Raw genomic sequence first — 25,817 nt, forward strand, 5'->3', positions numbered from 1 at the left:
TTTTCTTATTTTAGTCAAAAATAAATCATTTTAAATAAATAGCAGTCTTCCTATGAAAAATATTAGCGCATTATATATTTTACTTTTTGTATCCTTTTTTGGTTTTTCACAATCTTACGAGTTTAAAACTGTTGTAGATTTAGATGCTACAGATGTTATTAGCCAAGGTAGTACTGGAACTTGTTGGAGTTTTTCGGCCTCTTCGTTCTTAGAAAGTGAAATCATTAGGCTTACTGGCAAGCAAATTGATTTATCTGAAATGTATACTGTAAGGCAAACATACACAGACAAAGCCTGGAATTACGTAATGAGACAAGGAAAAGCACAATTTAGCCAAGGCGGATTAGCACACGATGTAATTAATAGTATTTCTAAAAATGGTATTGTACCGAATATTGTATTTTCTGGATTGAAAGAGAACGAAAAAAAACACAACCACTCTAAATTAGCAGATTCTTTAAAAACTATTGTTACCACCTATCTAAAAAATGAAAAAGCTTATAAAACTAATTGGAAAACAGATGTTGAAGCTGTTCTAGATTATTATTTAGGAAAAAAAATAACGACTTTTAATTATGAAGGTGTAGACTACACGCCACAGTCTTTTTTAGAAATGTCAAAAATTAATCCTAAGAATTATGTTACTATTACATCGTTTACTCATCAACCTTATTACACTAATTTTATTTTAAACATTCCAGATAATTTTTCTAACGGAAGTTTTTATAACGTACCGTTAACTGATTTAATGTCAACAATAAATTATGCTCTAAATAAAGGCTACACCATTGAATTAGATTGTGATGTAAGTGAAAAAACATTCTCCTCTAAACATGGTGTAGCTGTCATTCCAGAAGCTAAAGATAGTAGTGATGCACTTGTAAATATTATGCCAGAAATGGATGTTACACCTGAATATAGACAACAAGAATTCGAAAACTTTAATACAACAGACGATCATTTAATGCATATAACTGGCATTATTAAAGATCAAAATGGAAACACTTATTATAAAGTAAAGAATTCTTGGGGAACTAAAAATGTAGGAAATGATGGTTTTATAAATATGAGCGAAGCTTATATGAAACTTAAAACTATTTCTATAATGGTGCATAAAGATGCTATACCAGAGGCTATAAAATCTAAAATTAATTTAAATTTAAACTAAACGAATACCATCTTTCTCAATAGTAATTTGTTTTTGCTTATAAAGCGTACCTATTGCCTTTTTAAAATTCTTTTTACTCATCTCTAAAGCTTCTTTTATGGCTTCTGGAGAAGATTTATCGTGAAGTGGTAAATAACCAGAATTATCGCCTAATGTATCTAGAATTTTCTTTGCATTAGGTTCTATATTTCTGTAGCCTATTTGACCTAGAGCGATATCTAACTTGTTTCCTGGTCTAATTTTTTTAACAATACCTTTTAAACGATCTCCAATACTTAACTCTTGAAAAATATTATCCTTATAAATTAAGCCCATATGCTGCTTATTTATAATCACATTCATTCCAAAATCACTAGGATGAGAGACTATTAGATTTACCTCTTCAAACTCTTCAACAGTGAGTTCTGTATTATCTAAAAAACGATTTGTTTTACTAGAAGCTACGAGTCTTTCAGATTTTTCGTCTAAATAACAATGTACCAAGTACCATCCTCCTTTTTTCATTGGGAAAGCTTGCTCTTTAAATGGACAGAACAATTCTTTAACCATTCCCCAATCAAGAAAAGCACCATAATCGTTTACTGCATTACATCTTAAAACTGCAAAATCACCTTTGGTAATGTGTGGCTCATCTGTTACAGCAACTAATCGCTCATCGTTATCTAAGTAAATAAATACTTCTACATCATCTCCAACTTTAAAAACATCTTCTACATAACGGTTAGGCAATAAAACTTCATTACCTTCTGTATCGCCCAGAAACATACCTGGTTCTGTATCTCTAAGTATTTCTAATGTATTAAATTCTCCAATATGTATCATGGTACAAAAATACTAATATTAAATTTTAAATATGCTTTTTTTAATTTAGAAAACTGCTTTATAAAACTAAATTAATGTTTAAATAAAAAGCGCTATAACCTAAGTTATAACGCTTGATAAAATTTATTGAACAAGGCCTATTTATAAACAGACTCTTTTTTAAAATGCTTAGCAAGTAAGTAATATACTACTGCTCTATATTTGTTTTTGTTTGAACGACCGTATGTTTCCATTACAGAGTCTATTGCTTTATCTAAATCTGCACTATCTTTTAAACCCAATTTCTTAATTAAGAAATTATTTTTTACAGTATCTAACTCACTTTGATCTGAACCAGAAACAGTTGCAGCATCTTTATTATAGATAGATGGTCCACAACCAATAGTTACTTTTGTTAAAAAATCCATATCTGGATTAGTACCACACTTGTCTTTTAAATCTGAAGCATATTTTACGATTAGGTCATCTCTTTTACTCATAATTGTAGTTTTAGTTTTTTTAATACTCTCTAAATATACAATTTTTTTGAATGAATAAAATTACTGTATTTAAAAATTAAAGTTTCAATTTCGATAAACGGAAAAATCTATCGTTTAATCACTTAATCTTGGCAAAATAGTTTAAAAGAATCTCATCATTTTTATCTCCAGGAGTAAAAACTTCTAATAATTTAGGCTGTTTTCCTACAGTATAAAAATTATCTAAATGTACAGATAACTCCTTTTCATTTGTAGCTGTAGCGTATTCAAATCCAAACATTTGACATAAGTGTTTTGCTGTTAAATTGTGTTTAGTTTCAAAAAAAGTATCAAAGTTAGACGTGTTTTTATGTCCAGGTAAAATTCTAAAAATACCTCCACCTCCATTATTTATAACAATAATCCTAAAATTGTTAGGTGTGTAATTATTCCAAAGTGCATTACTATCGTATAGAAAACTTAAATCTCCAGTAATATAAGTGGTTTGCAATGGAGAGGCTAGTGCTGCACCAATTGCTGTACTTGTACTACCATCTATTCCACTTGTTCCTCTATTGCAAAAGACTTGAATAGTAGTATCTAAATCGAAAAGCTGTGTGTATCTAATGGCTGAGCTATTACCTACTTGAAATTGAGAATGTCTGGGAATTGCTTTTAATAAAATAGCAAATACTTTAAAATCGCAATAAGGCATTAATTTTATATAGTCTTCATGCTTTTCTCTTCTGCTTTTAAATGCAGAAAGCCAAAAATTATTATAGTCGCTTTGTATTGCTTTAGTTTGTACTAAAAATTTAGAAAAGAACGTATTTACACTTGTTTTAAATACTTTATTTAATACAAAGTAGGTATCATTAGCGTTATGTTCTCCAATATGCCAATGTTGTTTAGGTTTATATTCTCTTAAAAACTTTTTAATTTTTTTAGACACAACAAGTTCTCCAAATGTTAATAGGATATCTGGTTTTAGTGCTTCAAATTCTTTTGTGTTTAGAGCTGCAATTAGCTTGTCTATTCCAGGAATAAAACGCTCATGGTGAATATTAGAAGTTGTTTCAGTTAATACTAAAACACTTTCGTCTGCTGCTAAAATATCTAGATAGTTTTGGTTAACGGTATTTGGCAAGTTTGAACCTACTAAAATTAGTTTGCGTTTTGCTATATTCCACTGCTTTATAAAGGCACTTAAGTCTTCAACTTCAATACCGTTTTTGGATAACGGAATCACTTTTGGGTTAACAACTAATTCGTCTACCATATCATACAAAGGTTCGTTAAATGGCACATTAATATGAATTGGACCTTTTTGTGAAATAGAGGTATTTATTGCTGCATTTATCTGTTCATCATTATGTTGCTGAATTGTTCTTTGTAAGCCAAGATATTTTTCTAGCTTGTTTTTAATATTTTTTAGTAAAGGCAACTCTTCTAACTCAAGTTTATTTTCTTCACTTAAATCTTGCTTTAAATTAGCAGAATATAAAATATGATTTTTAAATACGTCTTCTTGATTAATAGTTTGTCCATCTCCAATACCAACTAAATGTTTTGGTCTGTCTGCACTTAAAATAACTAATGGAATGTTACTATAAAAAGCCTCTGCAACAGCAGGATAATAATTTAAAAGCGCACTACCAGAAGTACAAACAACAGCAACTGGTTCTTGAATTTGTTGTGCAATTCCTAAAGCAAAAAATGCAGCACAACGCTCGTCTACAATACTATAACAATTAAAAAAAGGATCGTGAGAAAATCCTATAGTTAAAGGTGCATTTCTACTGCCTGGTGACAATACAATATGCTGTATGTTTTTAGCTTTACAAAGCTGAACAACGGTTTGAGCGAGTGGAATTTTTGGGTGTTTCATCTGAAATGTAAAAATACAAAATCGTCTATTTTAAACCGAATTAAAACAACACCTTTTTCATGGTTTGAGATTTATTAACAGTTTCTTCCCATTCCTGTTCTGGAATTGAATCTTTGGTAATACCACCTCCAATATAAATGTGCGCCTTAACGTCTGTTAATTGCATACACCTTAGATTAACAAATAAGTTCGAAACGGTCTTTACAGAATTATAAGCACTGTTCTCGATATTACGTCTGTTTGTGTTTCTGGTTATTTTCTCGGTTATATTTAATTCACCTAAAAAACCAGTATAAAATTCTCGTTTGTAGTTTTCATTTTCTAATATAAATTGTTTTGATACTGCTTTTGGCAGTCCACAAACTGCAGGTGTTGGATGCAACACCTCGACAATTGCTTTTAAATTTGAATTTAAAATTCCTGAAACTTGAGTTCTTAAGTGTAGTAAAGTTCCTGCTTTAACAGTTTCTACTTTTGAAACATTTAAACTACTTACTAACGGTTGTAAATTATTTACCAAAAAATCGGTAACTAACTGTTGTTCTTGGGTTTCTTTTGTTTTCCAAGTAGGATTATTGTTGCCTTTATACGCTTGTGTTCCTGCCAAAGCCATGGTAGTAAACCTATTTCCAGTAATGCTTAATAAGGTTTCTGGTGTTGCGCCAAGCCACAATCCTATTTTAGGATGGTACCAACAATATACTAAAGCTGATTTGTATTGTGATAACAAGCGTTTAAATAGCTCTATTGGATTTCCTTCTAAAAGGCTAACCTCCTCCTTCCTTGAAAGCACTACTTTTTTAAACGTGTTATTTTTAATAGCTTTTATAGCTTTCGATACCAGATTGATATGAAATGATTTGGCTTCAGATAAATTATTAGCTTCCTGTAAGTTGATTTCTGTTTGCGCAGGAATTACAAAATCACATTCTAATATTTCAGATTGATTACTAGGAATAAGTACTGTACGTTCTTCAATATTAAAAGGCGCAAAAACAAAACCACTTTCGGTTAAGTTTTCTGAAGTGTAAACCAAATCATTATTTTGAAACAAACCTTTTACTACAGACGCGTTTGGCTTTTGATATAACACAAAGGGCAAAGCATCGTTAAATTGGTTTTGGGCTATTTCAAAAAAATCTTCTAATAGCATTTACTCCTTCTTTTTTGGTAACGAAATTGTAGATAATCTACAAATAGAGACTAAATTACCGGCTTCATCTGTTACTCTAATATCTAATAATTGTGTGGTTCTACCTTTATGTAAAAAAGTAGCTTTTGCATAAACAAAACCATCTGTTACGCTCTTTAAATGGTTGGCAGTAATTTCTAAACCACGAACAAACAACTTTTCTGTGTCAATAAAAATATGAGAAGCAAAACTACCAACACTTTCTGCCAAGGCTGCTGTTGCTCCACCATGTAAGACACCATCTGGTTGGTGTACTCTAGGTGTTACTGGCATTCTAGCAACTAAAAAATCATCACCAAAGTCGGTAATTTCTATGTTTAAAGTTTCCATTAATGTATTTTGACTTGCTGCATTTGCTTTGGCAAGCATTTCTTTTTTAGAAAGACTCATCTATTTAATGTATTTTTATACTTCATTTTATCTTGTAAAAATACGAAACAAAGCACAATGCAGTCAAAAGAAAAAGAAATATTTTACAGTACTAAAAAACCATATTCTACTTTAAACACTTTAACCAAAAACACAAAAAATGTCTGGTTGGTTTGCCATGGTATGGGTTATTTAAGCAAATATTTTATAAACTATTTTAAAGGACTAAATGCTGAAGACAATTACATTATTGCTCCTCAAGCTCCAAGTTTGTATTATCAAAATGGTTTTAAACATGTTGGTGCCTGTTGGTTAACCAAAGAGAACACAGTAAAAGAAACCGAAAATATTATGCGTTATTTTGATGCGATTTTAGCTGAAGAAGAAATTCCTGATAGCAAAAACCTGATTATTTTTGGCTACTCTCAAGGCGTTAGTGTATCTACTCGATATCTAAAACACCGTAAACTACAATGTTCACAATTAGTATTACATTCTGGAGGCATACCAAAGGAATTAGTTGCAGATGATTTTGCATTTTTAAAAGCTAAAGTATCTCTAGTTTATGGTACTGAGGATGACTATTTAAATGAAGAACGTATGGCTTATGAAACCAATCGTTCAAGAGAATTATTTGGTGATGAAGTAAATATTATGCCTTTTAATGGGAAGCATGTGGTTAATGTAGAAATTATTAATGGGTTGGTTTAGGTCTAACCATTTTTGAGTTTGAATTACAAATACTATTTTTTAACAAATTCAAATTTATCTAGATTAACTGTTTTTGGCATCAATAAATCTAAAAGTAAACTATGGTCTGGAGTATAAAGTCCAGATACCATCATTGTATATACTGTTCTTCCTTGTCTAACAATATAGAACATACCATTTGGTTCTCCATCAAGCGTTCTTAGCGCATAATAAGAATTATCTCCTGGAAGCTTAATTGTATCAATTTCTTTAGTGCCTTGTCCAAAAGAATTTCCTACTAAACTTAGTGCTCCTTTTCCAAGAAGATACACTTCTTTAGCATCTTTTATACTTCTCTCTTTATCAACTGTTATGGAGTAATATAAAGGATCATATTTTTGTGACTCTAATAATTCATAAGTATATTCTAACTCTGTAGATCCATCAAAATAATTAGTGATACTTGCTGTTTCATACTTTCCGGATTTGTCTATTTTCAGATCAAAATATTCTGATAATTCATTTATGGAGGTAATAATTGGATAGTCCTTAATATCTAAATCGTCACGAGTTGAACAAGACGAAAAAAATATAATTATAAAAATAAATACAGCTTTATTCATTTTTTTAAGTAGTTTGAGAATATTAAAACATACAATATTTATATGCTACTCTAAAAAAGCTTCTAACTCACCAACTTGGCAATAATATCTTTTACTGGCAAAATCGCTTTGGTATGCTCTATACTTGGTCCTGCAACCCAAACCGTTTTATAGGTTGCTTTTTTAGCAGCGTTTTCTGTGTCTTTCATACCTATCGAAAAACGAATCATTTTTACCCATTTTTTAAGTTTTCTGTTTTTGTTTAAAACAGATTCTATCCAAGATTCTTTAGTCCCGATTTTTTGAATATATGGAGTATTAATTACTGTACATGGTGTACCAGAAATACGTTGTGTCATCACTATATCATCTGCGCCATAATCTACACAAGCCTGTTTGTACTCGTCTGTTACTTCTGCTTCAACAGAGGCTATAAACGGACTTCCAACGCTAACGCCTTCTGCTCCATAGCTTAACATTCTATCTATATCTGCTCTACAGCCAACACCTCCAGCAGAAATTACTGGAATACTTAAAGCTTTACTTAATTGACTAGTTAACTCCTCTGGAGATAAGTTGCCTCTATGTCCTCCAGCTTCGCTATTAACTGCAATAGCAGCATCTGCTCCTAGCTGTTGTACTTTTTCTGCAAAACGCAAATCCGTAACATCACAAAATACTTTTATGCCTGCTTTATGTGCTTGTTTTATGGTTTCTTCTGGACTTCCAAGGGAAGTAATTATAAAATCGCAGCCTTCTTGGCAAATGACTTCTAATTGTCCTTTATATTTTAAATTCGATTTGTTAACAATTAAATTAAAGCCAAAAGCTCCACCTTCTACCTTATTTGCTTTTAATTGCTTTAAGGCAGCACGTAACTCATCAAGTGTTCTGTAATTAAGCGCTGGTATGCAACCTGCAATACCTCCTTTCATCGCTTCTGTTACCATTACTACGTTAGATACCAAAAACATTGGTGCTTGAATAATTGGGTGTTTTATGTTTAAAAGTTGTGTGAGTTTGGTTTTCATATGACTTGTAAATTTAAACAAATATAATAAATATTATGCATGCATAGCTTTTAACTAAACGCACAAAAATAATATTTTAATTCCTAAAGGCTTTTATAATTGTTTCGTTTTCAGAAAAACCAAAAAGATTGTCTTTAGCGTTTGTAAAATGAAGCGTTTCTGTTGTAAAGCCAACATTATGAAGACGTTCTATTAATCCAGAAACAGAATAAATTCTTACATGATCTTCTTGCCCAAAGTGTTTTAGTCGCTCTACTTTACTTATAATGGTATCATCTTCATAAATTGTACCATCCTTAAAAGGTGTTTGAATGTAGCAGGTACCATTAGGTTTTAATATTCTAAAAGCTCTGACATTGCTTTAGTGTCTAGCTTGATATGCTCTAAAATGTGAAAACATACAATACAATCAAAATACTGATCTGGTTCATTTATATTTTCAATATCCAATTGTTTATTAGCATTAAACTCACCCACATAATCTGTTGTAATATATTCTTTTACTTTAGAGTTTTTAATATTTTGACTTAATTTAAGCGAAGGAGAAAAATGAAGCATTACTTTACCTTCAACCTCATCTTTTAAAATATGCCATAACCGTCTTGATCTAGAGACGCTTCCACATTTAGGGCAAAGACGACCTCCTCTTTCGTTTTCGATGAATTGAGATAACTTAAACTCGCAGATATTACATTTAAATGTATTGCCTTTATACTTTAAAGCAATTACGCTTCTTAAAAATTTTTCGTTTTTATAGATTAATGCTTTTGGAACTATTTTTTTAATGACTTTTTTTAAGTTTTTGTACATCAATTATTAATATTAGTGTCGCTAAATTAATTTAATAAAATGACATTAAATAAAAAAAGCGTAACTCTAGAGAGTTACGCTTAATTAAGAATGAATATACTAACTTATTAACTAACTAATAACAGTTTCATTCTTTTTTACTGCTAATGAGTATATAACTAATCCAAATCCTATTTTATTAATAGCATCTGCAATGTTATACACTACATCAATTCCTCCTTGTGGTAAAATAGAGTTGTACCATCCTTCAGTTCCCATCATATATCCTAATGGGTAGATTGCCCAACCTACTAAAACAAACCAACATAAAATTTTGTGTGCACTCAATACATCTCCACCAGCAGCTACTGCCAATTTTTTTGCACTTCCTAGCCATATTTCATAAACAATGTAGAAGTATGCAGCACCTGAGATTGCTCCCCAAACTGCAGGTCCACTACCTGTATTAAAAACAGCTTCTCCAAAGTAACCTGTTACTAACATCACTACAGAGAAAAAAATCATTTTCCACATTAGTGATTTTTGAGCACCTGCTACTTTAAGAATTAAGTAAAACTCTACACACATTAATGGTACAGTTAAAATCCAATCTACATACCTAAAGAAGGTTGGAGATTCCATGTTAGCTGCCCAATAATCTCTCATGTAAAAATAATGTACAGCTGCAATAAAGGTAATAAGTCCAGAGACCAAAACTGAAGTTCTCCACTTTTTATCGAATTGATTTAATGATAAAAAGAAAAAGGCTGATGCTGCCATCATGGCCATACAACCAACAAAAAATGTAAATCCTACATAATCAGTTGGATCCATTTTTTGGGTAACGTCTGCAAAAAATAATAAAGTTTTCATAGTGAAATTGTTTAGTTAATTATAAATTATGTTTTAACAAAGTTACTAAATTTTTTAACAAAGTTATTTCGATTTTAACAAAATTTTTTGTTTTTTATTATTAATCTTGTATAATTAAATGGACAAAATTTACAATATATCAATTGTGTTGAGTTTTTTAGGATTATGGATTACTTCCATAGTTCCTGGAGAATATGAAATAATTTTGGGTTTTATTTTAATTTTTTCTTTCGGAATCTTACATGGATCTAATGACATCTTATTAATAGAAAATATTTCTAACAAAAAGACAAAACATCCATTTTTTAAAGTTTTAGGTGTTTATTTACTTACCGTATTTTCAGCAGTTGTATTATTTTATTACATACCTATTATAGCTTTTATATTATTTATAATTTTTAGTGCTTTTCATTTTGGAGAACAACATTGGGAAAGTAAAATGAAAAAATCCAATCCATTTTTTGTTAAATTATTTTATCTCTTCTATGGGTTATTTATTCTTTTTCTTTTATTCCTATTTAATGCAACAGAAGTAATTGAGGTTATTTATTCCATAACCAATTATACCATTTTTGAAGAAATTATAATTTATGGTCTTGTAAGCTCATCAATAGCGTTGGTGTTACTAGCATTGAAATTATTTAATACAATACAAAACTTTAATACTATAATATTTAAAGAATTATTTTATTTAATCGTTTTTGCTATAGTCTTCAAGGTTTCTACTTTAATTTGGGGATTTACAATATATTTTATCCTTTGGCACAGTATTCCTTCACTTTTTGAGCAAGTGCATTTTATTTATGGTAGTTTTAAAAAGGAAACTATTATAAATTATCTAAAAGGTGCTTTTCCGTATTGGTTAGTTTCTTTAGTTGGAATAGTAGTTGTTGTATCAATTTTTAAAGAAGAGAAACTACTTTATGCTATTTTGTTTTCCTTTATTGCAGCCATAACCTTTCCTCATGCCTTGGTAATAAATAAAATGTTTAAGCATAAAAAAACGCAATCAAATTAATGATTACGTTTTTAGTATTTATTGGTTTTGCATCAAGTGCAGGATAACAAAAAGCTTATTTTACCTCTTCGAAATCTACATCTTCAACATTGTCACCTTCTGCTTGAGCTGGTTCTCCTGCTCCTGCTTCTGGTCCTGCTGCTCCACCTTGAGCTTCAGCTTGTGCTTTATACATTTCTTCACTAGCTACTTTCCAAGCTTCGTTAATTTTCTCTAACGCTGGCTCTATAACTGCGATATCTTTAGTTTCATAAGCCTTTTTCAATTCTTCTAAAGCGTCTTCAATTGGTGCTTTTTTATCATTAGATAATTTATCACCAAATTCTTTTAATTGCTTTTCAGTTTGAAAAATCATAGAATCTGCTTCGTTTAATTTCTTAGCATTTTCTGCTGCTTTAGCATCTGCATCTGCATTAGCTTCAGCATCAGCTTTCATTTTTTGAATTTCTTCTTCAGTTAATCCAGAAGACGCTTCGATTCTAATGTCTTGTGTCTTGTTTGTTGCTTTATCTGTTGCAGAAACTTTAATAATTCCGTTAGCATCAATATCAAAGGTTACTTCAATTTGAGGTGTTCCTCTTTGTGCTGGAGGAATACCGTCTAAATGAAAACGACCAATAGTTTTATTGTCTGCAGCCATAGCACGTTCTCCTTGTAACACGTGGATTTCTACTGAAGGTTGATTATCTGCTGCAGTAGAGAATACTTGCGACTTTTTAGTAGGTATTGTTGTATTGGCTTCAATAAGTTTTGTCATTACGTTACCCATTGTTTCAATACCTAAAGATAAAGGTGTTACATCTAAAAGTAATACATCTTTAACATCTCCAGATAAAACTCCACCTTGTATTGCTGCTCCTAAAGAGACCACTTCATCAGGATTTACACCTTTTGAAGGTGTTTTTCCAAAGAACTTTTCTACTGCTTGTTGTACTGCTGGAATACGTGTAGATCCACCAACTAAAATAACTTGATCGATATCGCTTTTAGATAAACCTGCAGCTTTTAAAGCTGTAGCACATGGCTCAATTGTTCTTTTTACTAAATCGTCAATTAACTGTTCGAATTTAGATCGTGTTAATGTACGCACTAAGTGTTTTGGTCCACTAGCAGTAGCTGTAATGTATGGTAAATTAATTTCAGTTGATTCAGAAGATGATAATTCAATTTTCGCTTTTTCTGCAGCTTCTTTAACACGTTGTAAAGACATTGCATCTTTACGTAAATCCATACCTTCTTCTGCATTGAACTCATCTGCTAACCAATCTATAATTTTTTGGTCTACATCGTCTCCACCTAAATGCGTATCTCCATCTGTAGATAACACTTCAAATACACCATCTCCTAATTCTAGGATAGATACATCATGTGTTCCTCCACCAAAATCGAATACTACTATTTTTTGGTCTGTTCCTTTTTTGTCCATACCATAAGCTAAAGCTGCTGCTGTTGGCTCATTAATAATTCGACGTACCTTTAAACCTGCAATTTCTCCAGCTTCTTTTGTAGCTTGACGTTGTGCATCGTTAAAATATGCTGGTACAGTAATTACTGCTTCACTTACTGAAGTTCCTAAATAATCTTCAGCAGTTTTTTTCATTTTTTGTAATACCATTGCAGATAATTCTTGAGGTGTGTATAAACGACCATCAATATCCACACGAGGTGTGTCATTATCTCCTTTTACTACTTTATATGGTACACGCTCTGCCTCTTTTTTAGATTCAGAATACTTGTTACCCATAAAACGTTTAACAGAATAAACTGTTTTAGTTGGATTAGTTACTGCTTGTCTTTTAGCTGGATCTCCAACTTTAATTTCACCACCTTCTACAAAGGCAATTACAGATGGAGTTGTTCTTTTACCTTCTGCATTTGGGATAACTACTGGCTCGTTACCTTCCATTACAGAAACGCAAGAGTTGGTAGTTCCTAAATCGATTCCAATAATCTTACTCATAATTTATATTTGTTTTAGTTTGCCGCTTTTGCGGAAATGTATTTTAATAATTATTTACGTATTGGTTAAAACAATGATTATGCCAGTAGAAAAAATGTGACATGATGTCATATGTTATATTTCTGAAATAATTTAATTTCATCTTACTTTGGTATCAGTTTTGATATAAATTAAATAAAAACAAATATCATGAAGCGTATATTATCTATTATCACAGTTCTTACATTATTTTTAACATCTTGCGAAGGTCCGCAAGGTCCTCCTGGATTCGACGGTTTTGATGGCGTCAATTTTGTAGGACAATCTTTTGAAAGAACCATAAGTTTTTCATCTACTAATAATTACCAAGAGTCTTTAGAGGTTCCTCTAAATATTGAGTTATTTGAATCTGATATGGTATTAGTTTATCATTTAAGAGGTCAAATAGACGGTTTTGATGTCTGGAAACCACTTCCTGAAACTATATATATTAATGCCGCAGAGGAATTTCAATATAATTTTGAACACAACTTCGATTTTGTTACCATTTTTATTGACTCTCATCCAACTTTTAATTTTAACTTGTTAACAGATAATGAACGGATTAATCAAACCTTTAGAATTGTGGTTTTACCTGTAGATTTTATAAATAATAGAAACATAGATATTAACAATTATAACGAGATTAAACAATACGTTAAGTAATTAATAAATGTATTACTTAGTATGGCAGCTTCATTTAATAATTGAAGCTGTTTTTTTATGCTTAGAGCTTAGACAAAAAGCTATATTTGTGTAACTAAAACGATATAGTAATTATGGAATGTATTTCGGTTTTCGATATGCTTAAAATTGGAGTAGGACCATCAAGCTCTCACACGTTAGGACCTTGGCGTGCAGCAGAACGTTGGTTGCATGAGTTAAAAGAAGAAAACGTTTTTAAAGACGTTACTAGAGTTCAAGTCGATTTATATGGTTCACTATCTTTAACAGGAAAAGGTCATGCCACAGATTTAGCAATCATGCTAGGTTTGAGTGGAAGCGATCCTGAATACATACCAACTGAAACCATAGATATTATCATAGCTTCTATAGATAATACCGAAAAACTCGTTTTAGGCAATGAAAAAATAATTGACTTCGATAGACATTCAGAAATTATTTTTAATCGTGTGTTTCTTCCATTTCATTCTAATGCTATAACATTTACCGCTTTTAAGTTTAATACCGAAATTCACCAATCTACCTTCTATTCTATTGGTGGTGGTTTTGTAATTAAAGAAGAACGAACCATTGACGCTGAAAACAAAATTCTAAAAAAAGAATTTCCATTTCCAGTAGATAAAGCTACAGAATTATTGGCCTTTTGTCAATCTGAAAATAAGTCGATTTCTGAAATTGTTTTAGAAAATGAAAGATCCCTTAGAGACGACAAGACTATAGATTCTGAACTACAACGCATCTGGCAAACCATGTTAGATTGTATGTTTACTGGTTGCCATACTGAAGGCACTCTACCTGGAGGATTAAATGTTAGGCGTCGTGCTTTTGATATGCACAAGAATTTAAATATAGAAATGCCTTATGTAACTTCTCAAGATTGGTTAGAATCTATTAGGCAGAGTGAAGTAAAATTCAGACAAATTTTAAAATGGGTAAGCTGCTTTGCCTTAGCTGTTAATGAAGTCAATGCATCTCTTGGTCGTGTAGTTACAGCTCCTACAAACGGAAGTGCAGGTGTAATACCATCGGTTTTAATGTATTATTTAGTCATAGAAAACCATGAAGCCAATTTTAAACACATCAAGCAGTTTTTACTTGTGGCTGGAGAAATTGGAAGTATTTTTAAAAAAGGAGCAACTATTAGTGCTGCTATGGGTGGATGTCAAGCCGAAATTGGTGTAAGTTCTGCAATGGCAGCTGGAGCCTTAACAGAGTTACTTGGTGGTACACCAGAACAAGTAATGATTGCTGCCGAAATAGCTATGGAACATCACTTAGGTTTAACCTGTGACCCAATTGGTGGTTTGGTGCAAATACCATGTATAGAACGTAATAGTATGGGAGCTATTAAAGCCATTAATGCCGCTGAGTTAGCTTTAGAAACAGATCCAAAAAATACAAAAGTACCTTTAGATAAAGTCGTGGAAACCATGTGGGAAACAGCCAAAGACATGAATAACAAGTATAAAGAAACTAGCAAAGGTGGATTAGCAGTTAGAGTTAACATGGCAGATTGTTAAGAAAAAAATATTCAGCAGTGTACAGTTTTCAGTAAATACAGAGTAATGTTCATTCCTTATTGCATCCTTCGCGACGACGTGTGTCTACTAAATAGAAAATTTTCCAAGTATTGTTTTCTTTTATAAGCTGAAAGGAATTAACACCACAATGGCTAAATTGACCATTAAACCAGAACTGATAGTCTGTCCATGCATTTGCCATATTCCCATCAATTTGAATAGTGTAGTTTAATATTTTTTCTTCAAATTTTTGATCTTGAGGTATAGACACAATAGATTTTAAAAATTTAGAATATACTGTAGTTGTTAACTCAAGCGCTCCTTCTCTATTCTTTCCTATGGATTGTAACTTTATATCCTTATAAATTATAGAATTCATTATAGTACTATCTTGCTTATGAAAACCTTCAAAAAAAGTTTCAATAGTTTGTTTAACTTCTGTTTCAGCTTCAGATTGCGCAGTAATATTTCCGAAGAAAAAAAGCATGATAATTATAATGTAGTATTTCATAGTAGAATAATTTAAATGCAATGTATTGTTTTTCAGCTTTAAATAAAAACTGAACATTATATAGTAATTTAGTATTTTTACATCCTATCTTAAATTAAACTAAATGTCTGTAGCAAAAAAAGAATATAAAAGAGTAACTGTAAAATCGTTAGTCGATATGAAAAAACGTGGAGAAAAAATATCTATGTTAACAGCTTACGATTATACCATGGCAAAAATTGTTGATGGAGCTGGAATAGACGTAATTTTGGTTGGCGATTCTGCCAGTAATGTTATGGCAGGACACGAAACGACTTTACCTATAACTTTAGACCAAATGATTTATCATGCCTCATCTGTAGTTCGTGCAATTGAACGTTCTTTAGTTGTTGTAGATTTACCTTTTGGTAGCTACCAGAGTGATCCAAAAGAGGCCTTACGTTCTGCCATAAGAATAATGAAAGAATCTGGAGGACACGCTGTTAAAATGGAAGGTGGAAAAGAGGTGAAAGAATCTATTAAACGTATTTTAAATGCTGGAATTCCTGTAATGGGACACTTAGGTTTAACACCACAATCTATTTATAAATTTGGTACTTATACTGTTCGTGCAAAACAAGAACAAGAAGCACAACAACTTAAAGAAGATGCTCTAATGCTTGAAAAAGCAGGTTGTTTTGCTATAGTTTTAGAAAAAATACCTGCTAAGTTAGCTCAAGAAGTTGCTAAAAGTGTTTCTATTCCTGTAATAGGTATTGGTGCTGGAAATGGTGTTGATGGCCAGGTTTTGGTTACTCACGATATGGTTGGGATGACACATGAATTCAATCCGCGTTTTTTAAGACGCTACATGAATTTATATGAAGAGATGACTACTGCTTTTACGCAATATGGTGAGGATGTTAAAAGTGGAGACTTCCCTAATGATAGTGAACAATACTAACCTTTTAGTTTTTTTTTTTTTAAAAGTCCCTAAGCCACAAAGTAATAAAGCAGATTGTGGACATTAAAGCTTGTTAACTTTACTATAATTTCTCTGTGAATCTCAGTTAAAACTTTATGAATCTCAGTGTAAAAAAATATTAGGTTAAGTCTTCAGTTATCAGTAAACTCTAGGCATTTTAAATACTTATAACTTATTTCAGTGTTAAAAATTCTTTCAAACAAATCCAACCTTCAAGTCCTATACGAAGACAATCACATTATTGTAGTCAACAAACGGGCTGGAGATATCGTACAAGGTGATAAAACTGGAGATAAACCACTTAGCGATGTTGTTAAAGAATACATTGCAGAAAAATACAATAAGCCAGGCAATGTGTATTTAGGAACCGTTCATAGACTAGACAGACCAACAACTGGCTTAGTTATTTTTGCTAAAACGAGTAAAGTATTACCTCGATTAAATAAGCTATTCGTCTCTAAAAACATCTCAAAAACCTATTGGGCTTTAGTAAAAAATCAACCTGAAAAAGAATCGGACTCTTTAACGCATTGGCTAAAAAAGAATCCTAAAAATAATAAGTCTAAAGCACATATAAACCAAGTACCAGATAGCAAAAAAGCCATTTTACATTACAAAACTATTAAGACTTTAGATAACTATTTTCTATTAGAGGTGAATTTAGAAACAGGTCGCCACCATCAAATTCGTGTACAATTATCTAATATTGGTTCTCCCATAAAAGGTGATTTAAAATATGGATTCGATAGAAGTAATAAAGATGCAAGTATTAGCTTACATGCTAGAAATATTAAATTTGTTCATCCTGTCTCTAAAATTGAATTAGATATCACTGCGCCTTTACCAAAAGATGCTATTTGGGATGCTTGCCTTTAAATTGCTACATTTACGTAATACTATAATTCTTATGATTCCTGAACTATTACAATCTCAAAAAAACTTTTTTAAAACTGGTGACACAATAAATGTAACTTACCGAAAGCTGGTTTTACAACAGTTAAAAATGGAACTCATAAAACGTGAAAGCGATATTATTGAAGCTTTAGCTAAAGACTTTAAAAAGCCAGCTTTTGAAACTGTGTTAACAGAAACAACTGTTGTATTATCTGATTTAGATTTAATGATTAAAAACATTAATAAATGGGCGAAACCAAAACGAGTTAGACCTAGTTTATTAAATTTCCCATCTTCAGATAGATTATACTCTGAACCTTACGGACAAACATTAATTATTGCACCTTGGAATTATCCGTACCAATTAGCAATAACACCAATGGTTGCTGCTATTGCAGCAGGAAACACAGTGGTTTTGAAGCCTAGTGAACTCACACAAAATACTTCTGCTCTATTAAATAACATAATAAAAACGGTCTTTAAACCAGAACATGTAAGCGTTATAGAAGGTGGAGTTGATGTTTCTACAATATTATTAGCGCAACGTTGGGATTATATATTCTTTACAGGAAGCGTAAATGTTGGAAAAATAGTAGCAAAAGCTGCAGCTGAATATTTGACACCTACAACTTTAGAACTAGGTGGCAAAAACCCATGTATTATCGATGAAACTGCAAATATAAAACTAACAGCTAAGCGAATTGTTTGGGGCAAATTTTTAAATGCAGGACAAACCTGTATAGCTCCAGATTATATATTAATTCATCATAGTAAAAAAGAAGATTTTTATAAAGCTATGAAAACAGAAATTGAAAAGGCTTACACCAGTGAACCAAAAGCTTCAAGCGATTTTTGCAGAATAGTAAACAAAAAGAATTTTAATCGGTTGGCTAAAATGCTAGACAATGAAAATTGTATTATAGGTGGACAGACTGATGCTGAAACAAATTACATCTCTCCTACTTTAATAGATGAACCAAGTTTAGATAGCGAAGTCATGAAAGATGAGATTTTTGGACCTATCTTACCTGTTCTGGCTTATAAAAATAAACAAGACATTGAAACTATCATTTCTAAATACGAAAAACCTTTATCACTTTATGTTTTTAGTACAAACACTGCTAAAGCTAGAAAAATTATAGAAACCTTCTCTTTTGGAGGTGGTTGTATTAACGATACTGTAATTCACTTTGCAAACCACAGATTACCTTTTGGAGGTGTTGGAAATAGTGGTATTGGAGCCTACCATGGTAAATTGTCTTTCGACACCTTTTCGCATAAAAAAGCAGTTGTAAAAAAAGGAAATTGGTTAGATTTACCTTTACGATATGCACCTTACACTGGGAAACTTAAAAAAGTGAAGAAGCTATTAAAGTGGCTATAAGTTACTTTAAAAGTTATTAGTGTAAAATGAAAACTGAAACTGAAAATTACCCAAGCCAACCTTCTCTATCTAAACTTCTGTATTGAATAGCTTCGCTAATATGACTACCGTTAATATCTTGAACACCTTCTAAATCGGCAATCGTGCGAGAGACTTTTAAAATACGATCGTAAGCTCTTGCAGATAGGTTTAAGCGTTCCATTGCTGTTTTTAATAGTGTTTTTGAGGCATCATCTAACTTACAATGTGTACGAATTTGCTTTACATTCATTTGTGCATTGTAATGTACTGTTTCAGAATCTTCAAAACGTTTTGTTTGCCTTTCTCTTGCTTTTGTAACTCGTTTTCTAATATCTATAGATGATTCGCCTTTACGTTCATCGGATAATTTATCGAAAGGTACAGGAGTCACTTCTATATGAATATCTATTCTATCTAATAAAGGTCCAGAAATTTTACTTAAATAGCGTTGCATTTCTGCTGGACTAGAGGTTACAGGTGAATCTGGATCGTTAAAATAGCCACTAGGACTTGGATTCATACTAGCTACCAACATAAATGACGATGGATAAGTCACCGTAAATTTTGCTCTAGAAATAGTGACTTCCCTATCTTCTAAAGGTTGTCTCATGACTTCTAAAACTTCTCGTTTAAATTCGGGTAATTCATCTAAAAACAAAACACCGTTATGGCATAATGAAATTTCTCCTGGCTGTGGATAACTGCCTCCTCCTACAAGTGCCACGTTTGAAATGGTGTGATGTGGACTCCTAAAAGGACGTTGTGCCATTAAGCCAGAATTGGCTTTTACTCGACCTACAACCGAATGTATTTTTGTAGTTTCTAAGGCTTCTTTAAGCGACATTGGTGGTAAAATACTTGGCAAACGCTTTGCTAACATGGTTTTTCCTGCGCCTGGAGGACCAACTAAAATAATGTTATGTCCACCAGCTGCAGCAATTTCCATACAGCGTTTTATACCTTCTTGGCCTTTTACATCTGCAAAGTCAAAATCTGGATAATCTAAATTCTTGTAAAACTCTTCTCGCGTATTAATTATGGTTTCTTCGATAGCTTCATTTTTATCAAAAAAATTAATGATCTGCTTAATATTATCTATTCCATAGACTTTAAGGTCATTAACAATAGCTGCTTCTTTTGCATTTTGAATTGGTAAAATAAAGCCTTTAAAACCTTCTTCTTTTGCTTTAATGGCAATTGGCAAAGCGCCTTTAATAGGTTGCAAACTCCCATCGAGAGAGAGTTCTCCCATTATTAGATAGTCTTCTATATTTTCGGCTTGAATTTGTTTTGATGCTGTAAGAATACCAATAGCTAAAGTTAAATCGTAAGCAGAGCCTTCCTTTCTTAAATCTGCAGGAGCCATATTAATGGTAATTTTCTTACCAGGAATTTTGTAACCATTATTTTGCAAAGCAGCTGCAATACGATAATTACTCTCTTTTATTGCATTATCTGGAAGTCCTACAAGATGATAGCCTATTCCAGCATCTACATTTACTTCTACAGTTATAGTTGAAGCTTCAACTCCAAAAACAGCACTTGCATAAACTTTTTTTAGCATATTTAAATTCCTTTAGAACTTAAATTTAAAAAAAAGAAAGAGATTATTTAATATCTAGACTAGTAAATTTAAAACCTTTACCATCAAACAGGCCTTTATCACTTAATTTTAAAGAAGGAATAACTAATAACGCCATAAACGATAAGGACATGTAAGGAGCATTAAGCTTGCTTCCCATTTGTTTTGCCTTTTTATCGAGTGCTGCATATTTTGCACCAATGGTTTCACCATCTTGATCACTCATTATTCCTGCAACTGGAAGTGCTAGTGTTTTTTCTTCGGAAGCATTAACTGCGCAAATACCTCCTTTTAAATTAATTATTGCATTCACTGCCTTACAAATGGAAGCATCATCTACTCCAACAGCAATAATATTGTGAGAATCGTGTCCTACAGAACTGGCTATTGCACCTTCTTTTAGTCCGAAATTTTTTATAAAAGCAATCGCAGGTTTTTGGTTATTATATCGATTTACAACGGTCATTTTCAGAACATCAGTTTCTGTATTAGAGACTAAGTTTCCGTTTTCTATTAGAGCATCTGCAATAATTTCGTTTGTGACTAATTCGCCATCAAAACATTCTATAACTCTGATTTTTTTAGCTGAAGTTTTAAATCTAAAGTTTTCTACATTTTTTGTATCACAATTAAAATTATTTAGATTATCGAAAACTACATCTGAAATATTTACTTTTCCACGGTCGAAAACTAATTCACCATTTATATAGGTTTGAAGCGTTTTAAAGTCTTTTAAATCTTTAATTACAATACAATCTGCAGTTTCACCAACTTTTAAAGTCCCAACGTCTAAATTATAATGTTTAATTGGGTTTAAACAAGCTGCTTGAAGCACTTTAAACACATCGATGCCTTTTTTTACTGCTCTAGCACAAAGCTGATTGATATGACCTAATAATAAATCGTCTGGATGTTTATCGTCACTACAAAACATTATGTTTTTAAAATGTTCTGGGAGTAAATCTATTAAAGCATCAAAGTTTTTTGCTGCACTGCCTTCACGAATAATCACTTTCATACCTTTTTGAAGCTTCTCTAAAGCTTCGTCGAAAGTAAAACATTCATGGTCTGTAGATATTCCTGCTGCTATATATTTGGTAATGTCTTCACCTCTTAAACCAGGAGCATGACCATCAATAGGTTTGTTATTGTGTTTTGCCCAAGCTATTTTTTTGAGGACTTCTTCATCGTCGAAAAGTACGCCAGGATAATTCATCATTTCGGCCAGATATTTAATATCTGAATTTGCCATTAAGGTTTTAATGTCATCAGAATCTATTACTGCTCCTGCAGATTCAAAACTAGTTGCAGGAACACAAGAAGGTGCTCCAAAATTGAATTTAAATGGTGTTTGTTTTCCGTTTTCAATCATAAACTCTACACCTTTTACACCAAGTACATTTGCTATTTCGTGAGGATCGCTAACCGTTGCAACTGTGCCATGTCTTACTGCTAATTTTGCAAACTCGCTTGGCACTAACATAGAACTTTCTATATGTATGTGAGCATCTATAAAACCTGGTAAAATGTAATGGTTTACATTATGTTCCTTTTCAACAATAGTCTTTATTATTCCGGCTTCTATAGTGATTTCACCTTTAAATATAAGATGATTTTGAATATCTACTATGTTGCCTTTTATTGTTTTCATATTATAAAAATACAGTAAAAAAAATCCTGCAAAAGCAGGATTTAATTTGTTATTTAAAATTATCTATACCTGTTTTTAGCCAATTGTAATACTCATTTGCATCTGGAGTAAAGGCCACTGGTTCTATTAAGTTTTCTTCATTATGATCCATTAACACATAATAAGGTTGCGTATTAGACTTATACTTAATGGTTTGAAATTCGCTCCATTTTTGCCCTATATACTTTAGTTTTTTGCCTTCTCTAAGTTTAGAATCTACAACTTCATCCTCTTCAAGCAGTCTTTTATCATCTACATAAAGTGAGATTAAAACCACATCGTTTTTTAAAGCATTTAGAATATTAGGCTTTGGCCAAACATTTTGTTCCATTTTTCTACAGTTTACACAAGCCCAACCTGTAAAGTCAATCATTACTGGTTTATTCACTTTTTTAGCATAGGCTAAACCTAAATCGTAGTCGTTAAATGCCAAAATATCGTGTGGTGCTAACAAGTGAGCACCTTCTGGCAAATCTGAATGATCACTACTTGCACTACTTCCTCCTCCTTTGGAGTTTCCTACGCCATAAGGCGACTCGCTATAATCTAAAGGTGGTGGAAATGCACTTATTAAATTTAATGGTGCTCCCCAAAGTCCAGGAATCATATATATGGTAAAAGATAAAACAACTAATCCTAAGCTTAATCTACCTACAGAAATATGTGTTAAAGGTGAATCGTGTGGCAATTGAATTTTACCAAAAAGATATAATGCTAAAGTTCCAAATATAGCAATCCAAATAGCAATAAATACTTCTCTTTCTAGTAGGTGCATTTGTAAAACTAGGTCTGCTTGCGATAAAAATTTAAATGCTAATGCTAACTCTAAAAACCCTAAAACGACTTTTACTGTATTTAACCAACCTCCAGATTTTGGTAAAGAATTTAACCAACCAGGAAAAGCTGCAAATAATGCAAATGGTAATGCAATTGCCATAGAGAACCCTAACATGCCAATAATTGGTGCTAAACCTCCTTTTGATGCTGCTTCTACTAAAAGTGTACCTACAATTGGACCTGTACATGAAAACGATACTATGGCTAAAGCTAATGCCATAAAGAAAATACCAACCATACCTCCTCTATTGGCTTGAGAGTCTACTTTATTTGCCCAAGAATTAGGTAGCATAATTTCGAAAGCACCTAAAAATGAAAAAGCAAAAACAACTAGTAATAAAAAGAAAATAAGATTAAACCAAACATTTGTAGCTAGCGCATTTAAAGCGTCTGCTCCAAATATTCCTGTGACAGCTGTGCCTAATAATACATAAATTACTATAATACAAAGTCCATAAATAATAGCGTTTTTTATTCCAGCTGCTTTAGATTTACTTTGCTTAGTAAAAAAACTTACAGTCATTGGTATCATTGGAAAAACACAAGGTGTTAGTAAGGCTGCAAAACCCGACAAAAAGGCAATAAAAAAGATACTCCATAAACCTTTAGAATTTCTATTAGTCTCATCAATAGAATTGGTGTTATCTACAGCTATTCTAGTTATAGCATCTTTTAAATTGGTTTTGAATTCGACAAAGGCTGGTGCTAAACACTTTTCGTCATCACAGGCTTGAAAATAAGCTTCTGATTCTATTGTTTTTAAATCTGTATTTAAAACTTTGATTTTTTGAGTAAATACGGCTTGATTAGAAAAGTATTTTACATCCATATCGAATGCTTTCTCAAACTTTTCAATGCTTTTTGATTCTCTTAAACCACCAACTAGCTCAAAGTCTTTATTTTCATTTTTAAATGCAATCTCTGTTGCTATTGGACCCATTGGGTCTGTATTGTCTTGAGAGTAAATATGCCACTTATCGTCTAAAACAGCTGTGTATTCTATTTCATACTCGTTTTTGCCTAGTGTATAAACAGACGACGTCCATTTTACTGGATCTAGTATTTTACTTTCGTTTTTAGTTTCTTTTTTAATCTGAAAATCTACAGTTTTACTCTGAAAAAAACATTTTGCATCATCACAAGCTTGGTAACTGACCTCTACTTCTATAGTTGTTAATTCTGGATTTAAAACCTTAATTTTTTGAGTAAAAGTGGCTTCGTAATCAAAATAGGTCATCTCCATTTCAAAGACCTTGTCAAATTTTGTGGTGCTTTCGCTTTCTGTAGCTTTTCCAATTAATTCAAAATCTTTTGATACTACATTTTCATTGTAAATAAACTCTGTTGGTATTGCACCTCCTTCTGGAAGATTTTGGGAATATAAATGCCAGTGGTCTTCTATGGTTGCTTCGTAAATGAGATTATATTCAGTGTCTGATATTTTCTCAATTTTACCGTTCCATTTTACTGGTTCTAATACTTGTGCAAACAAAACTTGCATAGAAAATATCAAGAGTACTACTGCTAAAATTTTCTTCATTTTTTAAATGTTATTTTTATGATATTGTTAGTTGTGTTATTGACTTTATAACGTTGATCTGCACGATGATTTATTACCCAGATTATTTCGTTATTAGAACACAATAACAGACATTTTTCTTTATCTAACAAAGATAGTTTTTCATCTTTAAAGTATTTGCTCAATTTCTTTTTACCGTTTAATCCTAATGGGTAGAAATAGTCGCCTTCTTTCCACTTCCTTACAGTTAATGGGTAGTTTAACGTTTTAGCATCTACAAATATTTCATTTTTTAAAGTTTTGGTGACGCTTTCAGCTTTTTCAAAAAATATAATACCGTTTTGAATACTTTTATCTTTTTCTTCAATATTAATTGTTATTACTTCATTGTCATCTTCTAATGGTAAAGGTGCTAAAATTAAATGTGTTCGGTCTTTTATCAATCTAAATGATTGAGATACAACTTGTTTTCCACTTTGCGCAGTTAACAAACTTAAAATATCGTTAAAAGCTGTAAAACCAAACGGTTTGAAAATTTCATACAAATAGGCCTTTGGGTTGTTGAGTTTTAAAAATTGTGAAATATCGTAAGTGATTTCATCATTATTAATATCTATAATTGCGCGTTTTAAAACTGCATTTACACTTTCTTCTACAATGTCTTCAGTTTCTCTAAGGTGTTGTAATGTGTTTTCAAAGTTTTGAAGCACATTAGAATTGACTTCTTTTAACTTAGGTATAACTTCATGTCTTAATTTGTTTCTTAGATATTTTATAGATGCATTGCTACTATCTTCTCTCCATTTTAATTGTTTGCTTTTGGCATAGTCTAGAATAACATCACGAGAAAAACTTAATAATGGTCTAACTATGTTTCCGTTTGTTTCTGGAATACCAGTTAAGCCTTCTAGTCCTGTACCTCGCGTTAGGTTTATTAAAAAGGTTTCTAGGTTATCGTCTGCATGATGTGCAGTCAAAATATAATCTAAATCTAAGTGTTCTGCTAATTCTTGAAACCAATTATAGCGTAATTCTCTAGCTGCCATTTGAATAGACAACTTGTTTTCTTTGGCATAATTACTAGTGTCAAAATGTTGAATAAAGACTTCTAATTTTAGAGTTTTGGCTAATTCCTGAACGAATATTTCATCTGCATCACTTTCTTTAACTCTTAAATTAAAATTGCAATGCGCTAATGCTATGTCTAATTTAGTTTCTTTACATAAATGTGTTAAAACAACACTATCTAGTCCTCCAGAAATGGCTATAAGCAACTTGCTTTCTTGTAGAAAAGGAAGGTTTATTTTTATACGATTTTGGAAATTTTGAAGCAAGTTATAAATTATTAGGCACA

Annotated in this window: 23 protein-coding genes; 8 read left to right on the top strand and 15 right to left on the bottom strand. The window is 31.7% G+C overall.

Going from position 1 to position 25,817, the window contains the following annotated elements; translation table 11 throughout:
* Positions 1-52: 52 nt before the first annotated feature.
* Positions 53-1,168: a C1 family peptidase gene (locus P8H50_RS09175; RefSeq protein WP_300208100.1), complete on the top strand. Its 1,116-nt coding sequence runs from the start codon at positions 53-55 to the stop codon at positions 1,166-1,168.
* Here the strand turns inward: P8H50_RS09175 and P8H50_RS09180 are convergent.
* The 5 genes from P8H50_RS09180 to P8H50_RS09200 form a co-directional block, all read right to left on the bottom strand.
* A complete protein-coding gene (locus P8H50_RS09180; RefSeq protein WP_300208103.1) occupies positions 1,160-1,990 on the bottom strand; it encodes a S1-like domain-containing RNA-binding protein in 831 nt (276 codons plus the stop codon). The two genes, P8H50_RS09175 and P8H50_RS09180, sit on opposite strands and share 9 nt — an antisense overlap.
* Positions 1,991-2,127: 137 nt before the next feature.
* A complete protein-coding gene (locus P8H50_RS09185; protein ID WP_300208105.1) occupies positions 2,128-2,469 on the bottom strand; it encodes a DUF2853 family protein in 342 nt (113 codons plus the stop codon).
* 118 nt (positions 2,470-2,587) lie between these two features.
* Entirely contained in the window at positions 2,588-4,336 is a 1,749-nt protein-coding gene (locus P8H50_RS09190; protein ID WP_300208107.1) for a 2-succinyl-5-enolpyruvyl-6-hydroxy-3-cyclohexene-1-carboxylate synthase, read from the bottom strand.
* 40 nt (positions 4,337-4,376) lie between these two features.
* Positions 4,377-5,489 (bottom strand): chorismate-binding protein, encoded by a 1,113-nt coding sequence (locus tag P8H50_RS09195; protein WP_300208110.1) that lies wholly within the window; start codon positions 5,487-5,489, stop codon positions 4,377-4,379.
* Complete coding sequence (locus tag P8H50_RS09200) at positions 5,490-5,918, bottom strand: hotdog fold thioesterase (protein WP_300208112.1); 429 nt, start codon at positions 5,916-5,918, stop codon at positions 5,490-5,492.
* A 57-nt stretch (positions 5,919-5,975) separates the two neighbouring features.
* On the opposite strand from P8H50_RS09200, the gene P8H50_RS09205 reads away from it, so the two are divergent.
* A complete protein-coding gene (locus tag P8H50_RS09205) occupies positions 5,976-6,608 on the top strand; it encodes an esterase (RefSeq protein ID WP_300208115.1) in 633 nt (210 codons plus the stop codon).
* 32 nt (positions 6,609-6,640) lie between these two features.
* Here the strand turns inward: P8H50_RS09205 and P8H50_RS09210 are convergent, their stop codons facing one another.
* From P8H50_RS09210 to P8H50_RS09225, 4 genes are all read right to left on the bottom strand, one after another.
* A complete protein-coding gene (locus P8H50_RS09210) occupies positions 6,641-7,210 on the bottom strand; it encodes a hypothetical protein (protein WP_300208117.1) in 570 nt (189 codons plus the stop codon).
* A 62-nt stretch (positions 7,211-7,272) separates the two neighbouring features.
* Positions 7,273-8,220 (bottom strand): nitronate monooxygenase, encoded by a 948-nt coding sequence (locus P8H50_RS09215; RefSeq protein WP_300208119.1) that lies wholly within the window; start codon positions 8,218-8,220, stop codon positions 7,273-7,275.
* 333 nt (positions 8,221-8,553) lie between these two features.
* On the bottom strand, positions 8,554-9,030 hold the full coding sequence (locus P8H50_RS09220) for a methyltransferase domain-containing protein (protein WP_300208122.1): 477 nt from the start codon (positions 9,028-9,030) through the stop codon (positions 8,554-8,556).
* A 111-nt stretch (positions 9,031-9,141) separates the two neighbouring features.
* Entirely contained in the window at positions 9,142-9,882 is a 741-nt protein-coding gene (locus P8H50_RS09225; protein WP_300208125.1) for a bacteriorhodopsin-like, read from the bottom strand.
* 118 nt (positions 9,883-10,000) lie between these two features.
* On the opposite strand from P8H50_RS09225, the gene P8H50_RS09230 reads away from it, so the two are divergent.
* On the top strand, positions 10,001-10,900 hold the full coding sequence (locus P8H50_RS09230) for a Brp/Blh family beta-carotene 15,15'-dioxygenase (RefSeq protein WP_300208127.1): 900 nt from the start codon (positions 10,001-10,003) through the stop codon (positions 10,898-10,900).
* A 55-nt stretch (positions 10,901-10,955) separates the two neighbouring features.
* On the opposite strand, the gene dnaK is transcribed toward P8H50_RS09230, so the two are convergent.
* Positions 10,956-12,860 (bottom strand): molecular chaperone DnaK, encoded by a 1,905-nt coding sequence (dnaK, locus tag P8H50_RS09235; RefSeq protein ID WP_300208130.1) that lies wholly within the window; start codon positions 12,858-12,860, stop codon positions 10,956-10,958.
* A 189-nt stretch (positions 12,861-13,049) separates the two neighbouring features.
* On the opposite strand from dnaK, the gene P8H50_RS09240 reads away from it, so the two are divergent.
* Positions 13,050-13,544, top strand: coding sequence for a dihydrolipoamide dehydrogenase (locus tag P8H50_RS09240; protein WP_300208132.1), 495 nt, complete (start codon positions 13,050-13,052; stop codon positions 13,542-13,544).
* A gap of 113 nt (positions 13,545-13,657) precedes the next feature.
* Entirely contained in the window at positions 13,658-15,082 is a 1,425-nt protein-coding gene (locus P8H50_RS09245) for an L-serine ammonia-lyase (RefSeq protein WP_300208135.1), read from the top strand.
* 49 nt (positions 15,083-15,131) lie between these two features.
* On the opposite strand, the gene P8H50_RS09250 is transcribed toward P8H50_RS09245, so the two are convergent.
* Positions 15,132-15,593, bottom strand: coding sequence for a nuclear transport factor 2 family protein (locus tag P8H50_RS09250; protein WP_300208138.1), 462 nt, complete (start codon positions 15,591-15,593; stop codon positions 15,132-15,134).
* Positions 15,594-15,696: 103 nt separating this feature from the next.
* Between P8H50_RS09250 and panB the strand changes: the two genes are divergently transcribed.
* The 3 genes from panB to P8H50_RS09265 all read left to right on the top strand — a co-directional run bounded on the left by panB (position 15,697) and on the right by P8H50_RS09265 (position 18,814).
* Positions 15,697-16,515 (top strand): 3-methyl-2-oxobutanoate hydroxymethyltransferase, encoded by an 819-nt coding sequence (gene panB / locus P8H50_RS09255; protein ID WP_300208140.1) that lies wholly within the window; start codon positions 15,697-15,699, stop codon positions 16,513-16,515.
* Between the two features lie 201 nt (positions 16,516-16,716).
* Entirely contained in the window at positions 16,717-17,412 is a 696-nt protein-coding gene (locus P8H50_RS09260) for an RluA family pseudouridine synthase (RefSeq protein ID WP_300208143.1), read from the top strand.
* A 31-nt stretch (positions 17,413-17,443) separates the two neighbouring features.
* Entirely contained in the window at positions 17,444-18,814 is a 1,371-nt protein-coding gene (locus P8H50_RS09265) for an aldehyde dehydrogenase (RefSeq protein WP_300208146.1), read from the top strand.
* 46 nt (positions 18,815-18,860) lie between these two features.
* Here P8H50_RS09265 and P8H50_RS09270 read toward each other — a convergent pair whose 3' ends face one another.
* Genes P8H50_RS09270 through tilS form a run of 4 tightly spaced genes read right to left on the bottom strand, consistent with a single transcriptional unit; the run spans position 18,861 to position 25,797 of the window.
* Complete coding sequence (locus P8H50_RS09270; RefSeq protein ID WP_300208149.1) at positions 18,861-20,399, bottom strand: YifB family Mg chelatase-like AAA ATPase; 1,539 nt, start codon at positions 20,397-20,399, stop codon at positions 18,861-18,863.
* Between the two features lie 43 nt (positions 20,400-20,442).
* The gene (gene ade, locus P8H50_RS09275) at positions 20,443-22,068 is read right to left on the bottom strand and encodes an adenine deaminase (protein WP_300208152.1); all 1,626 of its coding nucleotides are present in this window, start codon (positions 22,066-22,068) and stop codon (positions 20,443-20,445) included.
* Positions 22,069-22,117: 49 nt separating this feature from the next.
* Entirely contained in the window at positions 22,118-24,484 is a 2,367-nt protein-coding gene (locus tag P8H50_RS09280; RefSeq protein ID WP_300208155.1) for a cytochrome c biogenesis protein CcdA, read from the bottom strand.
* Entirely contained in the window at positions 24,481-25,797 is a 1,317-nt protein-coding gene (gene tilS, locus P8H50_RS09285) for a tRNA lysidine(34) synthetase TilS (protein ID WP_300208159.1), read from the bottom strand. Before tilS ends, P8H50_RS09280 begins: the two co-directional genes overlap by 4 nt.
* Positions 25,798-25,817 lie beyond the last annotated feature (20 nt).

It is taken from the genome of Lacinutrix sp. (assembly GCF_029238095.1).
Classification (GTDB): domain Bacteria; phylum Bacteroidota; class Bacteroidia; order Flavobacteriales; family Flavobacteriaceae; genus Lacinutrix.

Bases quoted from the DNA above. Each gene is read 5' to 3' on its own strand.
- P8H50_RS09175 (WP_300208100.1), top strand. From the start codon at position 53: ATGAAAAATATTAGCGCATTATATATTTTACTTTTTGTATCCTTTTTT.
- P8H50_RS09180 (WP_300208103.1), bottom strand. From the start codon at position 1,990: ATGATACATATTGGAGAATTTAATACATTAGAAATACTTAGAGATACA.
- P8H50_RS09185 (WP_300208105.1), bottom strand. From the start codon at position 2,469: ATGAGTAAAAGAGATGACCTAATCGTAAAATATGCTTCAGATTTAAAA.
- P8H50_RS09190 (WP_300208107.1), bottom strand. From the start codon at position 4,336: ATGAAACACCCAAAAATTCCACTCGCTCAAACCGTTGTTCAGCTTTGT.
- P8H50_RS09195 (WP_300208110.1), bottom strand. From the start codon at position 5,489: ATGCTATTAGAAGATTTTTTTGAAATAGCCCAAAACCAATTTAACGAT.
- P8H50_RS09200 (WP_300208112.1), bottom strand. From the start codon at position 5,918: ATGAGTCTTTCTAAAAAAGAAATGCTTGCCAAAGCAAATGCAGCAAGT.
- P8H50_RS09205 (WP_300208115.1), top strand. From the start codon at position 5,976: ATGCAGTCAAAAGAAAAAGAAATATTTTACAGTACTAAAAAACCATAT.
- P8H50_RS09210 (WP_300208117.1), bottom strand. From the start codon at position 7,210: ATGAATAAAGCTGTATTTATTTTTATAATTATATTTTTTTCGTCTTGT.
- P8H50_RS09215 (WP_300208119.1), bottom strand. From the start codon at position 8,220: ATGAAAACCAAACTCACACAACTTTTAAACATAAAACACCCAATTATT.
- P8H50_RS09220 (WP_300208122.1), bottom strand. From the start codon at position 9,030: ATGTACAAAAACTTAAAAAAAGTCATTAAAAAAATAGTTCCAAAAGCA.
- P8H50_RS09225 (WP_300208125.1), bottom strand. From the start codon at position 9,882: ATGAAAACTTTATTATTTTTTGCAGACGTTACCCAAAAAATGGATCCA.
- P8H50_RS09230 (WP_300208127.1), top strand. From the start codon at position 10,001: ATGGACAAAATTTACAATATATCAATTGTGTTGAGTTTTTTAGGATTA.
- dnaK (WP_300208130.1), bottom strand. From the start codon at position 12,860: ATGAGTAAGATTATTGGAATCGATTTAGGAACTACCAACTCTTGCGTT.
- P8H50_RS09240 (WP_300208132.1), top strand. From the start codon at position 13,050: ATGAAGCGTATATTATCTATTATCACAGTTCTTACATTATTTTTAACA.
- P8H50_RS09245 (WP_300208135.1), top strand. From the start codon at position 13,658: ATGGAATGTATTTCGGTTTTCGATATGCTTAAAATTGGAGTAGGACCA.
- P8H50_RS09250 (WP_300208138.1), bottom strand. From the start codon at position 15,593: ATGAAATACTACATTATAATTATCATGCTTTTTTTCTTCGGAAATATT.
- panB (WP_300208140.1), top strand. From the start codon at position 15,697: ATGTCTGTAGCAAAAAAAGAATATAAAAGAGTAACTGTAAAATCGTTA.
- P8H50_RS09265 (WP_300208146.1), top strand. From the start codon at position 17,444: ATGATTCCTGAACTATTACAATCTCAAAAAAACTTTTTTAAAACTGGT.
- P8H50_RS09270 (WP_300208149.1), bottom strand. From the start codon at position 20,399: ATGCTAAAAAAAGTTTATGCAAGTGCTGTTTTTGGAGTTGAAGCTTCA.
- ade (WP_300208152.1), bottom strand. From the start codon at position 22,068: ATGAAAACAATAAAAGGCAACATAGTAGATATTCAAAATCATCTTATA.
- P8H50_RS09280 (WP_300208155.1), bottom strand. From the start codon at position 24,484: ATGAAGAAAATTTTAGCAGTAGTACTCTTGATATTTTCTATGCAAGTT.